Origin of the sequence: Moorena sp. SIO1G6 (assembly GCF_010672795.1) — a bacterium.
In the GTDB taxonomy this organism is placed as follows: Bacteria; Cyanobacteriota; Cyanobacteriia; order Cyanobacteriales; family Coleofasciculaceae; genus Moorena; species Moorena producens.
Genome location: NZ_JAAHFZ010000019.1, coordinates 98,978 through 113,834, shown reverse-complemented (window position 1 = coordinate 113,834; position 14,857 = coordinate 98,978). Strand labels below are relative to the sequence as shown.

Below are 14,857 nucleotides of genomic sequence, written 5' to 3'. Positions count from 1 at the left end.
ATAAATGTACAAAAATTATGATGAAATTATAGATAGTATTTTTACGGATTTTTTTTTAGCTGTGCCAGAAGCGTCTAAGATGCTATTTAACCTCGAAGCCCCTTTTCAACCAACAGGGGACCAACCCCAAGCTATTTCCCAACTCACCACTTACCTCAAGGCTGGCAACCGTATCCAAACTCTACTGGGTGCTACGGGGACAGGTAAGACTTTCTCCGTGGCATCGGTAATTGAAAAAGTTGGCAAACCTACCCTATTACTTGCCCACAACAAAACCTTGGCTGCGCAGTTATGTAACGAATTGCGGGGGTTTTTTCCCCATAACGCGGTGGAGTATTTCATTTCCTACTATGATTACTACCAGCCGGAAGCTTATATCCCGGTCACTGACACCTACATCGAGAAAACCGCGTCAATTAATGATGAAATTGATATGCTGAGGCACTCAGCTACGCGATCGCTTTTTGAACGGCGGGATGTCATAGTGGTGGCTTCCATTAGCTGTATCTATGGCTTGGGTATCCCCTCAGAATACTTAAAAGCCTCGATTCCTCTGCGGGTAAATACCGAAGTTGACCAACGCCAACTCTTACGGGATTTAGTCTCAGTACAGTATTCCCGGAATGATTTAGAATTGGGACGCGGACGGTTCCGGGTGAAGGGGGATGTGTTAGAAATTGGCCCGGCTTATGAAGACCGAATTATTCGGGTAGAATTCTTCGGAGATGAAATTGATGCTATTCACTACGTTGACCCAGTGACGGGTGGAATTTTCCAAAGTGTAGAGGGAGTAAATATTTACCCTGCTCGTCACTTTGTTACTCCGGATGAACGGTTGGAAGAAGCTTGTAATGCTATTAAGGCAGAACTTGAGGAACGTTTGGCTCAATTGGAGCAAGCGGGGAACTTGTTAGAAGCCCAACGGTTGGAACAGCGTACCCGCTATGATTTGGAAATGTTGCTCGAAATTGGTTACTGCAATGGTGTGGAAAACTATTCTCGTCACTTGGCTGGACGCAAGCTTGGGGAACCACCAGAGTGTTTGATTGATTATTTTCCCGAAGATTGGCTTTTGGTAGTGGATGAATCCCATGTTACGGTGCCGCAAATTCGGGGAATGTACAATGGCGATCGCGCTCGAAAGCAAGTGTTGATTGACCATGGCTTTCGCTTACCCAGTGCAGCAGATAATCGACCCCTGAAGGCAGAGGAATTCTGGGCAAAGGTGAATCATTGTATTTTTGTCTCTGCTACTCCTGGGGATTGGGAGATCGAACAATCTCAAGGGCTAGTCGTAGAACAGATCATTCGTCCTACCGGAGTGCTTGACCCAGAAATCTTTGTCCGTCCTACAGTAGGTCAAGTAGATGATTTGTTGGCTGAGATTAAGCACCGGGTGGATTGTCAGGAAAGGGTACTGGTAACAACCTTAACCAAGCGCATGGCTGAGGATTTGACAGAGTATCTGCAAGAACGGGATATTCGGATCAGTTACTTACACTCGGATATTAACTCTATTGAACGGATTGAAATCTTGCAGGGGTTGCGCCAGGGTGAATTTGATGTCTTGGTTGGGGTTAACTTGTTGCGAGAAGGGTTGGATTTGCCGGAAGTCTCTCTGGTAGCAATTTTGGATGCGGATAAGGAAGGGTTCCTCAGGGCAGAGCGATCGCTTATTCAAACTATAGGCAGAGCAGCACGTCATGTCCGAGGGCAAGCCATTATGTATGCTGATACCCTTACAAAAAGCATGAGAAAAGCGATTGATGAGACTAATCGCCGTCGTAAGATTCAAAGTGAATATAATATCAAAAATAACATTATACCACAGCCTATTCGCAAAACCGCAAACAATCCAATTTTGACATTTTTGGATGTCTCCCGACGGTTGAATGCTCAACAGTTTGAATCGGTGTTTGAACAGGTGGATGATGTACCTTTAGAGAAGATTCCAGAGTTGATTAATCAGTTAGAAGAACAGATGAAGGAAGCAGCAAAGACGTTGGAATTTGAAACGGCAGCAAAGTTACGCGATCGCATTAAACAGCTGCGGGATAAACTGCTAGTTGACACTCCCCGGTCTAAAGACGCGGGGATTCTTCGCTCAACGACCCGTCTTGCTCAACCTGGCCGGAACCAAGAAGAGTAGAGGACAGATCTCCGGAAGAGTTCGGATTTAAAATCCAGGTTCCGGTGTGCCCCACCGTACCCAAGGCTCTCTCAAGAATGTTGATTGCAGCGTTGTGGTCGCGGTCTAACTGACAACCACACTTACAGGTATGAGTCCTGGTTGATAGAGACTTCTTGACTATCTCGCCGCATTGAGAACAATTTTGGCTGGTATAGGCAGGGTTTACTGCAACAGTTGCCCTGCTAAACTTTTGCCCAAAGTGCTCCAACCATCTTCTAAACTGATACCAACCTGCATCATTAATAGACTTGGCTAGACAGTGATTTTTAACCAGATTTTTTACCCTTAAGTCTTCGTAGGCGACCAGATCGTTAGATTGGATTACGCAACGTGCCAGTCTCTTGGCATGTTCTTCACGCTGCCTACTTATCTTGAGGTGTGCCCTACCTAGTCTATTAATCGCTTTTCTGCGGTTAGCTGAGCCTTTCTTTTTTCGGGAAACTCGGCGTTGATAAAACTTAAGCCGTTTTTCCCCTGTTCTGTAAAATCTGGGATTAGATTCTGTGTGGCCATTAGAGTCGGTGTAGAAATCTTTTAGCCCCACATCTAAACCGACAGTATTGCCAGTAGGTTTTAAAGACTCCTTACAATCAACGGAAACGCAAAACTGGACATAATAGCCATCGGCTCGCTTGACTATCCGGACTCGCTTAATTTGCTTCTTGTCGAAACGCCACAAGTCCCATGTACCCTTAAGCTTAAGCTTCCCTATTCCCTTCTTGTCAGTGAACACGATTGACTTTTTATCAGGGGACAACTTCCATCCTGATTGTTTGTATTCGACCGATCTGCAATGCTTTTGGAATCTGGGAAACCCCTTTTTGCCAGGTACCTTTTTCTTGCAATTTTCATAAAAACGAGTGATCGATGACCATGCTCTTTCTGAGGCAGTCTGGCGAGCTGTTGAGTTTAACTCATTAGCAAATGGGAATTGATGAGCCAACACTTTACTGTACTTGCTGAGATCGAATTTGTTTGTACCCTTATTGTCCATCCATAAACGGATGCAGCTATTTCGGATAAATTTTACAGTCCGAATGGCTTCATCTATGGCTGAGTATTGACACTTTTTTCCTTTGGCTTTGAATTCCAGAATGATCATCGGTTATCGACCTCTCCCGCTTTACTTTATTCTACAACATCTAGAATAAAATTCCGGAACATTCTCAGAATATTTTTTTCACGGCGGCTTTAGCCGCTACTGCCCTTCATCCCCGCGTATTTATACCGGGGATGAAGGGCTTTGGCTCCCTCGTAAATGAAGCAGTAGAGTATATTCGAGAGTCCCAACTAGTGTAAGTGCATAAATTGGGGATGGACAAACAGGATGATTACGGCTACAGCTGGTGTGAGCAAGGCCAGCAGTTTGAAGCACTAAAGTGACGGAAGCAGAGCGGGGCGCGTCAATCTGATTGCTGCTTAGTGCCAACAACACCTGATAGCAGCCTTGACTGTGGAAGGACTTGTCACCGTGTGGTGTTTGAAACCTGGCGAGAAACTGCCTTAATTCCGGTGCTTAAACCAGGACAGGTGGTAAGGTCAAGTCCGCTTGAATAGCTATAATCAAGAAGATTGATGGGGAGATGGGGAAATGGGGCAGATTTTTATTCAGGGTAATTATCCGGACATGATCTAATTCTCGATCACGCCACCTGCCATCATCCCGGACCCATGGTCAACTTGATTGAGGCTGCTGGCTGTCCGCTGTGGTACCTGCCCCCTGATGCTCCCGACCAAAACCGAACCCCCGAAGTGTTCGGCTGGGCTCAAAAGTCCTCATTCGCCAGGGCTGATATCACTGCCCTTGCTCGCCACAGGCTATCGAGTCTATTCTCAAAATCGAGTCTATTCTCAAAGATGCTGTGTCGTAACACTACTGGCGATCGCTATATTTCCATACATAAAAGTGAGATACATCTACTATTGCTACTACCGTGAGCTAGAACTTAGAGCTTTGATACCAAATCGGCTCTAGTCGCCCCCTGTTCAATCTAGGTCTACTTTGTTCAAAAGGGTGTATTCGACCCAGATTCCCTATGAATTCTATAACTTATGAGACTAACATTGAGCTGTCTTAACCTGTTGAGCCAGATCATTGGTAAGGGAAGATGGGCAGCAAGTAAGTTTTTCGTGCTTGTTTGTTCTTCAACCTATTTGACCTGTTCCCCGTTGCCAACCCCTGTGCAGGCGCAACCGATAGTTGAAGCCAACGATGGTACTGGTACTGTTGTCAACCCTGAGGGTAACCAATTCAACATTGATGGCGGTAAGCTGTCGGGAGATGGTGCGAATCTGTTTCACAGCTTCCAGAAATTTGGTCTGAGTGAAGGTCAGATTGCCATCTTTCTCTCTAATCCTAATATCCAAAATATCCTAGGGCGAGTCACTGGTGGTGATGCTTCTGTCATTAATGGCTTAATCCAGGTTACAGGGGGTAATTCAAATTTATTCCTGATCAACCCCGCCGGGATTGTCTTTGGTCCTGGTGCCAGCATCGATCTACCTGCTTCTTTTACCGCCACCACCGCTACTGGTATTGGTTTTGATGGCGGCTGGTTTAACGCTATTGGTAGCAATGACTATGCTTCTTTGGTAGGCAAGCCCAATACTTTTGATTTTGCTGTCTCCCAACCAGGTGGGATCATCAATTTAGCTGATTTAGCAGTTAAAGAGGGGCAGAATTTAACCTTAGTAGGTGGCACTGTGATCAGTAATGGCACTCTGACTGCATCTGGTGGTCAAGTTACTATTGAGGCTGTGCCTGGAGAAAATTTACTCCGTATTTCCCAGCCAGGTAATATTCTCAGTTTAGAAGTTTCCCCCTCTGCCACTGTTCCCTTCACTCCCCTTTCCCTACCCGAACTGCTGACAGTTGGCGGCGGTGATGCTACAGGAATTGAGGTAAATCGTGAGGGTACAGTACAACTGATAGGTTCTGGTATCCAGGTGGAAGATGGCGATGTGGTAGTGCAGGATATCAGTGCTGGTAAGCAAGTAGTTATTGAAGCAGAAGGTAATATTCGGACAGCATCAATTACTTCGGATGGTGGAAGAATTTTCCTCAATAGTAGGGAAGGAGAGATTGATACTAGTAGCGGCACACTGGATTCAACGGCGGTAAGTGGTGATAGTGGAAATATTGACCTGAAAGCAGAAGGTAATATCACTACCGGGAGTCTCAAGGCTTCCAGTAATAATGGTGATGGTGGTGATATTACTGCCGTTAGCGATAGAGGAAGTATTGATACTAGTGCTGGCGTAGTTGATTCTTCCTCTGTGAAAGGTAAAGGAGGAGAGGTTCAATTATTCGCTACCGAGGGAACTATTAATGCTGGTGATATAAATGCTGCTAGTGGTAATGGTGACAGTGGCAACGTTACTCTTGTTGCTGGTAGTGACATCAGTAAAGGAAATGTTACTGCTACTTCTACTATTATTTCCATTCTAGATTTCAGAAACCAGAATTATACTATACAAAGTTCAGAATCTCAAGTCTCACCAGCACCTGAACCTCCACCTTTTTTAGATCTAGATCCACCCATGATTGAACCTCCTTCAGTCATCGACCCAAAGCCATTACCACCGCTACCACCACAACTACAGTCAGATTTTCCACCACTACGACCACCACAACCTCCAACAACAGTAATTCTTGGACCTGTAAATCCTGTAAATCTTTCAAATTCTTCCCTACCACCACAACCACAGTTAGAGAATCAAGCACTACTACCACCTGAATCTCCAAGAAGAGAAATTCTTGGACCTGTAAATCCTGTAAATCCTTCAAATCCTTCCCCAACAACACCATCAGGAAGGTCAGACAATCAAAACTCTGCCTTGCCAAGCCAGGTTAATCGATCAGATTTGGCGGTCAATCAGAGCAAGAGGTTAAACAAGACTCAAGCAATTGGACTAGAACGACTGACAATCCTGGTACTGGAAATTACAGAGTGTCTGGCAGAAGAACAATTGCTCATAAATCCTCAAGGATTTTCTAGACAAGTTGGTGCAAAAGATTACACTAAAGCTGCTGAATGCTATCATAAAAATTTAGAATTTGCACGAAAAATTGGTGATAACTTGCGAGAATCAAAAGCTCTACATAACCTCGGAGTAACTTACTATATTTTGGGAGATTATGGCAAAGCTCTAGACTATCATAAACAGCATTTTACTCTTGCCCAATCAGACCCAAACTTAAGAAGAAAACCGCAAGCTTTAAGTGGTTTAGGAGCAGCTTATGGTGCAATAGGAAACTATGACAAAGCTATTGAATACTATAAACAGGGTCTAGAACTAGTAAACTCAACCGATGAGTCTGAGATGGAAAGGAATATAGTAAGCAATATCGGATTAGCTTACTACGCTAAGAAGGAATATACCAAAGCACTTGAATACAAAGAAAAAAGTTTAGCGATCGCTAAAACATCCGATCACCTACCTGGAAAGGCAAGAGCATTATCTAATTTGAGCTTGGTGTACTATACCCTGACCGACTATAACCAAGCAATTGAATACTCTCAGCAGAGTTTAGCGATCGCACAAAAATTGCAAGATAACTATGGACAGTTAGTAGCCCTAGAAAATTTGGGAATAATTTACTATGCTCTAGAAGACTACAACCAAGCAGTAAACTACCAACGCCAGAGTTTAAAAATTGCCAAGCAACTAGGTGATCGCCACGCCAAGGGACGAGCTTTAAGCAACTTAGGTGATGCTCTCTACAAAGCCGGAAATCCTAAAGAAGCAAATGAGGCTCTATTTGCTGCCATTGAAATTTGGGAGTCTTTGCGGTCAAACTTAGGCAGCAATGACCTTGAGAGAGTATCCATTTTTGAAACTCATCAAACAACTTATAGCGCTTTACAAGAGTATTTAGTAGATCGAAAACAATTCAATCAAGCCCTAGAAATTACTGAAAGAGGACGAGCAAGAGCCTTTGTTGAACTATTAGCGAGAGGTTTATCAGAGTCTGAATCAAACCTCAAAACTAATAAACCGATTGCCCCTCCGAATATCAAACAAATAAAAAAAATTACTGAAGAACAAAACTCGACAATAGTTTTATACTCTCTTATCAAAGAAGTCGTCGAAGCCGAAGGTGTGCGCCAACTTGAAGACAAAGAGCTTTACATTTGGGTAATTAACCCTAGAGGTAAAATCGCTTTTCGTCAGGTTGATTTAACTAATCTAGATACATCTCTGAAAGAATTGGTTGTTATCACTCGTAAATCAATTTTTTTCAGAAGAAGCCCATCCCTAGTTGATTTAGTTCCCAGAGAAAGATTGACTAAAACAGAGAGAGCTGGTCAAACTGAACAATTAAAACAACTGCATCAACTGCTCATTGAACCAATTGCCGAACTCTTACCTACAAATCCCGAAGCTCGTGTAACCTTTATTCCCCACGAATCCTTGTTTCTAGTACCTTTCCCAGCACTACAAGACGCTTCTGGTCAATACCTGATCGAAAAACATACTATGCTCACTGCTCCCTCGATTCAGGTGCTGGATTTAACTAACCAGCAACGGCAACTAGTTTCTGGAGAAGAGATGCTAGTAATTGGTAATCCCACGATGCCTCAAGGTTTGCCCCCTCTTCCTGGAACAGAAACAGAAGCGCTAGCGATCGCTGAGATGTTCAATACTCAAGCCCTGATTGGCAATCAAGCCACCAAGAAATCAGTTGTTGAGCAAATGTCAAAGGCAAAGATCATACATCTAGCTACTCACGGCTTACTGAATGACTTCCAGGGATTAGGTTTACCAGGAGCGATCGCCCTTGCTCCGACTAAAACAGATAAAGGTTTTCTCAGTGCTAGTGAAATACTCGACCTCAAGCTTAGTGCTGAGTTAGTAGTTTTAAGCGCTTGCAACACTGGTAGAGGTCGAGTTACCAGTGATGGCGTGATTGGATTATCCCGTTCTTTAGTGGCTGCTGGTGTACCCAGTGTGGTTGTTTCCCTCTGGAAAGTACCTGATGACTCCACAGCTGACCTGATGATTGAATTCTATCGCCAGCTACAACAAACACCTGACAAAGCAGTTGCTCTACGTCAAGCCATGCTTACGACTCTTAAACAGTACCCAAATCCAGTGGAATGGGCGGCTTTTACTCTGATTGGGGAAGCCGAGTAATCAAGGAGTTGCAGGAGTTCAGAATCACAGAGTTTTGGATTACTATAGTTCCCTAAGGGTGATAAATCTGTACAGAATAATAAACCGATGAACACTGAGCTCCAATTTCCTTGGCAACAAGACGCCGTAATTCGCCAGAGCCAACGTCTAATCCATAGCTTTCATCATTGGACAGGGCGTTCTCTAATCGATACCAGTGGCTCACCTATGGAAATTGCACAGGCACTATTTGAAGCTCCCTTTGTCGTCTACTCTCACAACACTGAATCAGACCCCATTCTAAACTATGGCAATCGGAAAGGTTTAGAATTGTGGGAAATGGATTGGAACCAATTGACTCAGATGCCTTCGAGATATTCAGCTGAGCCAATGGAAAGGGAGGAGCGCTTACGCTTGCTTAACCAAGTCACAACCCAGGGCTATATTAGCAACTATCAAGGTGTCCGCATTTCTAGCACTGGTAAACGGTTCCAGATTTCAGATTTTATCGTCTGGAATCTCATTGATGAGGAAAATAACTATTGTGGTCAAGGGGCTACATTTTCCCAGTGGATACGGATTAATTGACGATGTTGGCCACTTAAATTGTCTATTTTTTATCTATTTTTGAGTAAGGGGGAAAAACTTCAAAGTCCTCTCCCTTGCTCTTGAGCACCCCTGCCCCCTTAGGGATTCAATCAAAGAAATCATTTGTAGCATTAATAGTGCTAATTCCTAGTGCTAATGTAAGCTGACAGCCGTCAGCTGTCAGCTGTCAGCTGTCAGCTTAAAACAAACCTCGTTCCCATAGCGTGCGCCGTTCGCGTAGCGTGCGCCTATGCGCAATGCACAAACGGGAGAATTTAATAATTCGAGATTAATGATAATTGAAAGTCTGGGTAAAAGCCCTTGGCTTGTGGCCACGCTACCCGAACAGCTGACCTAACAGAGATTAAACGAAGGCTTACCTATGCAAGCTAATAGCTGATAGCTGATAGCTGAATGCTTACGTGCTAATTCAGATTAGATACCTCACCGCTTACTTCCCCTTCTTGCAGTATCTTCCCCCACTTCCCGTCTCTTACCGATCTCCATAAATCATCCCCCTACAAGTACAAAGCCGTTATTTGGGTCGGACTAGCCGGGAACTCTATATGTAACTGGCCTCACAGAAGTCCATGTTGTTCAATGATTCTAACCCATAATGATTACAGCTCCAGGCTATCCCATCACTGAGTCAATCGAATCTGGCACTAGAACCCTACTTGGTATTGCATTCTGGTGGTGGATGATAAACAGGAAAATCGCTGGGTGATTGTCAATCTGCTGGCTCCCCTGGGATTTGAACTGATCGAAGCTAGCAGTGGTCAAGAGGCTTTAGACGAAGCCACAGCATTTTCACCAGACCTGATTATCACTGACTTGTTGATGCCACAGATGGATGGCTTTGAGATGATCCGACAGTTATGACAATCCCCCCAATTGCACTCAAAAGTAGTGATTGCGTCTTCGGCTGTTCAACTTCAAGGCAGAAGGAGGCAGGTAGATCCCCATTGGTTTCGAGGTCTAAGCTATCTCAAAATTGGTCTGCGCTGGCTCAAAGGAGTAGTCAATAAAGGTAGGCAACTCAGTCGGGCCAGTACCGTTGTTACCTAAGAATTCGCAACCGTGCTTTGCATGCCATAAAGCTGAGGATGATTACTACGACCAGATTTGGTTTTCCCGTATTCGGTCTTTAAAGTGTAGAACCTGATCTGTTTGGTTTTCACACAGATGTGTCAGGCAGTCAGGGAGGAACCTTGAAGCTGGAAACTGAAGTGGGAGCATATAGTGAATTTATCATCACTTTACCTAAACCAGCCGAATAGACCTGATCATTTCCGACTTGAGTATTTTGAACCTGCTTGATCAGGGAAATTAGCATCCTGGTCAAGCTACTACCTTTTCCCATAGGTTTTCCCAGTGGCAGCAAATTAATTGACATTAAAAATTGCTACTTAGCCTATTAATTAGCCTATTAATTAGCCTATTAATTAGCTAAAGATATCCTTAAAAAAGTCTGCTATTACCTCTTCCTTATAATCCTTAAATTCACCAGCATCAAACCAGAGACCATAGCATACCGGGCATTTTTCATACCGAATATGAGTCTGTTTTATATCAACCATTTTGGTCAGTTTTGTCTGGCATTTCGGGCAATTGATATCTCTAATTTTATTAAAGTTACTCCCTGTTTTCGGGTCACCTGTATCTATAATCTCGGAACCTTTTATCTCCTTCAACATTTGAGCTTCCATGGAATCAAACCAGATCCCTTGACAACTGGTGCAGCGGTCTACAGGAATCGTTGAATACACAACTGCTTCTAAGGTTCCTTGACATTTAGGGCATTTCAGCTGGGTCATTTCGCTCAACCATCTCTAGGATTTACATATCATACTCGGTAGCCAGACATAATTCAAGTTGACTGTTCAGAGCAGGGAACTTCGGAGCAGGGATCGGGTATCTTGGAACAGAAAGGGTTTGAGCAACTTTAAGTTTATTAACCAAGAGAACATAAATTTAACATAATTTATGTTCAGTTATTTATTTGATACTTACTCTATCTAAAAATAGAGATTTTATGGTACAGCCAAAACCAGAAGTGACATAATAACTGCCACTGCTCCTAGAACTACTAGTCCCATCTGCCGGAGCAAGAAGACTTCAGCTCCAGACCACCCAACAGCAGTGGCAGCAATAATAGCACGAGCAGGTGAAATCATCGTGGCGTGGGCGCTAGCTCCATTCTGAGCTCCCATCAGCCACTGTAGTGGTAAGCCAGACTGAATGCTTACCTCTTGTTGTAATTGGGAAAGTAGGGCATTACTCGCAGTATTTGAACCAGTAATCCAGCCTCCTAGAGCAGCTAACCAAGGTGCAACCCATATATACTTGTCACCAAGTGTTGCTGCGGCCATGCCTAGACTAGCTATCATGCCACTGGCTTGCATAACTTGAGAAGCTGCTAGAAAACAGGCGAGTGCTATGGCTCCAGGGATAAATTGTTGCCAAGCTTGTATTGTTATCACTCGCAGTTTGTGTACGACTGTTCCCAAAATTGTGACTGTAGCCAAAGCTGTCAAAAGTAAATAAAAGCCTGGGTTGTAAAGCAGGGGTAGATTTAGATTGATGGCAGCTATTGATATCACAAAATGACTCTTCAGCCAAATTTTTAGAGGAACAACTAAGCGAGAAATCAGCAGAATTGCTGTCAGAATCCCGTAGGGAGCTATTACCTGCCCGAGGGATACTTTAGTAATACCATGCTCAGCCGAATCATGAGCCGTTTTTTCGGAACTATTACGGGCACTGTTGACTAGATTTACTGTTCTTTTTCGTTTTGCCTTATGAAATAGTTTATGAAATAGTTTTCGGTTTGCCCACACCACTAAGAATGACATCACCACTGTGCTCCCAAGTACACCGGCCAGTTCAACCCCAGGAATCCAACTGAACCCCCAAACTCCTATGGTAAGAACCACTCCCGCAGCGATCGCTTCTGGCCATCGGCGTTGCACGGATTTCTTTCCGCCACTCACTGCTAGTGCCACCAGTCCGTAAACTACGGGCAGAGGAGCAGTCAAAAGAGCAGTAGTCGAACCTAGAATACTAGGATCTAGATTAGTTATTTCTGCTCCAAGAAGTGTACCTATGGCTAGCCCTCCCCAAGGTACAGCCATTTGACCCAAAATACCCAGTATAGCTGACTGAGCAGAACTATAACCTAATGCGAGAAACAGTGGAATAACTAAAATGGTACCAACTCCAAATCCACTAACTGACTCGGCAAAAGGAGCGAACCCAATCACTAGCAGCAACACCTGCAAGTCTCGCTCAGGAACTAAACGAGCAATACCCCGTCCTAAAAGGCTCATACCATCTACAGACTTGAGCAGATAGTAAAGTAGCAAACTGGGAAATAGGACATAGAATACTGATAGTGATGTCGCAAGTCCCTTCACCAAAGCAAGTAGTAATTGCCCAGGAAACAAACGAAAAACAGGAAATAGTAGTGTTGATCCGATAGCAGCTATCAAAGTAGCAATTCCTGCCTGTTGGCTTGGTCGCTGCAATACCACTAGCATTACTATGGCTACCCACAAGGGCATAGTAGCAATTATGATTTCCAAGACATTTGTCTCCTGTATTAACAAAAGTTAATCGTAAGCATTCAGCTATCAGCCGTCAGCCGTCAGCTATCATGCTAATCAACGGGAGGTAGTAAAAAAGCTGGGGGGTGCTGGTACGGCTGGTTGAAAATCCCTGCTCGTACTGATCCGACCCTGTGGAGTTAAAGCGCCTGCTAGCACCTCAAGTAGCGTGCGCGCAGCGCATTAGCTGATAGCTGACGGCTGAATGCTTACAGTTAATCTACTTTTGCTAGCTGACGACTATTTAAATTAGTATTGTGAGATAAGTTGATAGCTTGATCTTGACACAACAGCTTTTCGGTGAACTCCATTTCTCTAAACTGCTGTAATTGCTTTAGTTTGATTTCCAACTCATCTATCCTTTGGATAAGTTTATCAACCACATTAGCTACTGGATCAGGGATGTTACTGTGAGCAAGTGGACTAATCGGCTGGGCGAATTGCCTAACTATTCGTCCCGGAATCCCAACAACAGTGCAGTCATTAGGAACAGACCGTAAAACTACTGAGCCTGCTCCAATACGGCTATTGTTACCAATTTCAATGTCCCCAAGAATTTTTGCTCCCGCTCCGACGATTACATTTTTTCCCACAGTCGGATGACGTTTACCTAGTTGTTTGCCAGTGCCACCTAAAGTAACACCTTGATAAATTAAGGTTCCATCTCCAACGATGGCGGTTTGCCCAATTACTACACCTGTACCGTGATCAATAAATATGCCCCGACCAAGGGTAGCACCTGGATGAATATCAATTCCTGTTAGCCAACGGACAATGTAGGATATGAAGCGAGACAGCCAAAATAAACGGTGGCGATATAAGATATGGGCAAGGCGATGAACCGTCACTGCCTGTAAGCCTGGATAGCACGTTAACACCTCAAGCCAAGAGGAAGCAGCAGGATCTTTCTCAAACACAGCCTCAAAATCTGCTCGAATAGAATCCCACAAGCCTAAAGTAGATGAAGCTGTGGTTTGGCCATGTTTCTTCAAAGCTTCAAGAGAATGCTTCATTTCTGATTTTTGTTTCATTTTGAGTCAAGCTAATATAGCAGTTAGCAGTGAGCTATCAGGCATCGGCTTTTTTGCTTTTCCTTGTCCTGTGTGTCGTTCAGGGTTTTAAGGTGTACCTGATTAAATTGCCAACTGCTATAATAAACTATCGAGCCAATTTGTTATTATTGGGTATTTTGAAGTAGTAGAGTGATTTGATTGATGGACTCTACTTACTTCTATTTCACTCAATTATTCACTCAATTTACAGCTGCCATCTGCTTAGTCATGGCTAATTTGTAGTTATTCGTCCAAAATGTATCCCAATTATGTTTGGCTTTCTGATAGCCAGCTGTTAAATGATCTACGGTAGATGGATCCGCATCAACTATCTCATTAATGGCATCTCTGACCTTTTGACGATGGATAATATCAGCTTCGCCAACATGAAAGTTCCAAAAATCCCAATCAATGGTGTGTTTGTTTTCTTTGATATATGGGTTTTTGACAAGATATTTGTACATAGTAGAGAGATAAACTTGACAAAGACACTCTCCACCCATGCCACATAATCCAATAACATAGGTGGTAGGCTTGCTTAAAGTTAGTTGCTTGATCTCATCAAGCAAAATTTTATTTTCTTCGCTAAGAGAGTCATCAAATAAATCTTGATTTATACCAATGCTTAACAGATAGTTATCCCATAGTTGGAGATGATTATTCTCATGATCTCCTTCACCTAACTCTTCTGCTAGTATCTCAGCGGTTAAGCTTTTAAATTTTCCATAAGGAGCTTTTGAAATTAGAATCGCCAAATTATCAGGAAACTCTTTCGTAAAATGACGGTACTGGATACATATCTGCTGTAAAGCGTCCAGTGGGGCATGTTGTAAATATTGCAGTTTCTCATCAGCTAGATATTCAGCTTCCAGTCGAGAATGATCTGCTATAGTCCAAAATTCGTCACGAGTTGTCATTTTTTTATCCTTTGTGTGTTTTATCTTAGCTCTATAACTACCATCAGTCGCTAATCTGAAAATTTCCTGAGTTTTATCTTAAATTAACTGGTTAATCAGCTGTGAAGCATCTAATTTTATGAGATGAGTTATAATTATCAAATTTCTATAAAATAGCTTAAAAAATGCTACATATAGTTTTTTTTTATAGGTATAAATACGCGCTATTTTATTTACAAATAATGGTGATCTGATAATTGCTAAAAGCTGTGTAACTTGGCTTTTATATTGCCTATTCCCTATGGCCTATTCCCTATTTACTATTCCCTATTCCCTATTGCGTATTTCCTATTGCCGATTCCCGATTCCCGATTCCCGATTCCCGATTTCCAGCCCGTAGCGCTCTAA

At 43.3% G+C, this 14,857-nt stretch carries 11 protein-coding genes; 6 read left to right on the top strand and 5 right to left on the bottom strand.

From position 1 onward, the window contains the following. The first annotated feature begins 79 nt into the window (after window positions 1-79). The gene (gene uvrB, locus F6K63_RS19405) at window positions 80-2,149 is read left to right on the top strand and encodes an excinuclease ABC subunit UvrB (RefSeq protein WP_287294646.1); all 2,070 of its coding nucleotides are present in this window, start codon (window positions 80-82) and stop codon (window positions 2,147-2,149) included. Here the strand turns inward: uvrB and F6K63_RS19400 are convergent. Then, complete coding sequence (locus tag F6K63_RS19400) at window positions 2,082-3,293, bottom strand: RNA-guided endonuclease InsQ/TnpB family protein (RefSeq protein WP_287312932.1); 1,212 nt, start codon at window positions 3,291-3,293, stop codon at window positions 2,082-2,084. The two genes, uvrB and F6K63_RS19400, sit on opposite strands and share 68 nt — an antisense overlap. A 533-nt stretch (window positions 3,294-3,826) precedes the next feature. Between F6K63_RS19400 and F6K63_RS19395 the strand changes: the two genes are divergently transcribed. The 5 genes from F6K63_RS19395 (at window position 3,827) to F6K63_RS19375 (ending at window position 9,964) form a co-directional block, all read left to right on the top strand. Next, window positions 3,827-4,129: a transposase gene (locus tag F6K63_RS19395; RefSeq protein WP_287312938.1), complete on the top strand. Its 303-nt coding sequence runs from the start codon at window positions 3,827-3,829 to the stop codon at window positions 4,127-4,129. 114 nt (window positions 4,130-4,243) lie between these two features. Further along, entirely contained in the window at window positions 4,244-8,329 is a 4,086-nt protein-coding gene (locus F6K63_RS19390) for a CHAT domain-containing protein (protein ID WP_287312931.1), read from the top strand. Between the two features lie 87 nt (window positions 8,330-8,416). Beyond that, a complete protein-coding gene (locus F6K63_RS19385) occupies window positions 8,417-8,896 on the top strand; it encodes an MEKHLA domain-containing protein (protein ID WP_008182281.1) in 480 nt (159 codons plus the stop codon). Between the two features lie 693 nt (window positions 8,897-9,589). Then, complete coding sequence (locus tag F6K63_RS19380; RefSeq protein ID WP_008182279.1) at window positions 9,590-9,778, top strand: response regulator; 189 nt, start codon at window positions 9,590-9,592, stop codon at window positions 9,776-9,778. A gap of 27 nt (window positions 9,779-9,805) precedes the next feature. Further along, window positions 9,806-9,964, top strand: coding sequence for a hypothetical protein (locus tag F6K63_RS19375; protein ID WP_287253902.1), 159 nt, complete (start codon window positions 9,806-9,808; stop codon window positions 9,962-9,964). A 377-nt stretch (window positions 9,965-10,341) separates the two neighbouring features. Here the strand turns inward: F6K63_RS19375 and F6K63_RS19370 are convergent, their stop codons facing one another. From F6K63_RS19370 to F6K63_RS19355, 4 genes are all read right to left on the bottom strand, one after another. Further along, a complete protein-coding gene (locus F6K63_RS19370; RefSeq protein WP_044492624.1) occupies window positions 10,342-10,713 on the bottom strand; it encodes a TFIIB-type zinc ribbon-containing protein in 372 nt (123 codons plus the stop codon). 216 nt (window positions 10,714-10,929) lie between these two features. Further along, a complete protein-coding gene (locus F6K63_RS19365; protein ID WP_287266766.1) occupies window positions 10,930-12,480 on the bottom strand; it encodes an L-lactate permease in 1,551 nt (516 codons plus the stop codon). 236 nt (window positions 12,481-12,716) lie between these two features. Further along, entirely contained in the window at window positions 12,717-13,532 is an 816-nt protein-coding gene (cysE, locus tag F6K63_RS19360) for a serine O-acetyltransferase (protein ID WP_287294999.1), read from the bottom strand. 221 nt (window positions 13,533-13,753) lie between these two features. Further along, window positions 13,754-14,470 carry an iron-containing redox enzyme family protein gene (locus F6K63_RS19355; RefSeq protein WP_287312930.1) on the bottom strand — a complete coding sequence of 239 codons (717 nt, stop codon included), beginning with the start codon at window positions 14,468-14,470 and terminating at the stop codon, window positions 13,754-13,756. Between the last annotated feature and the right edge of the window lie 387 nt (window positions 14,471-14,857).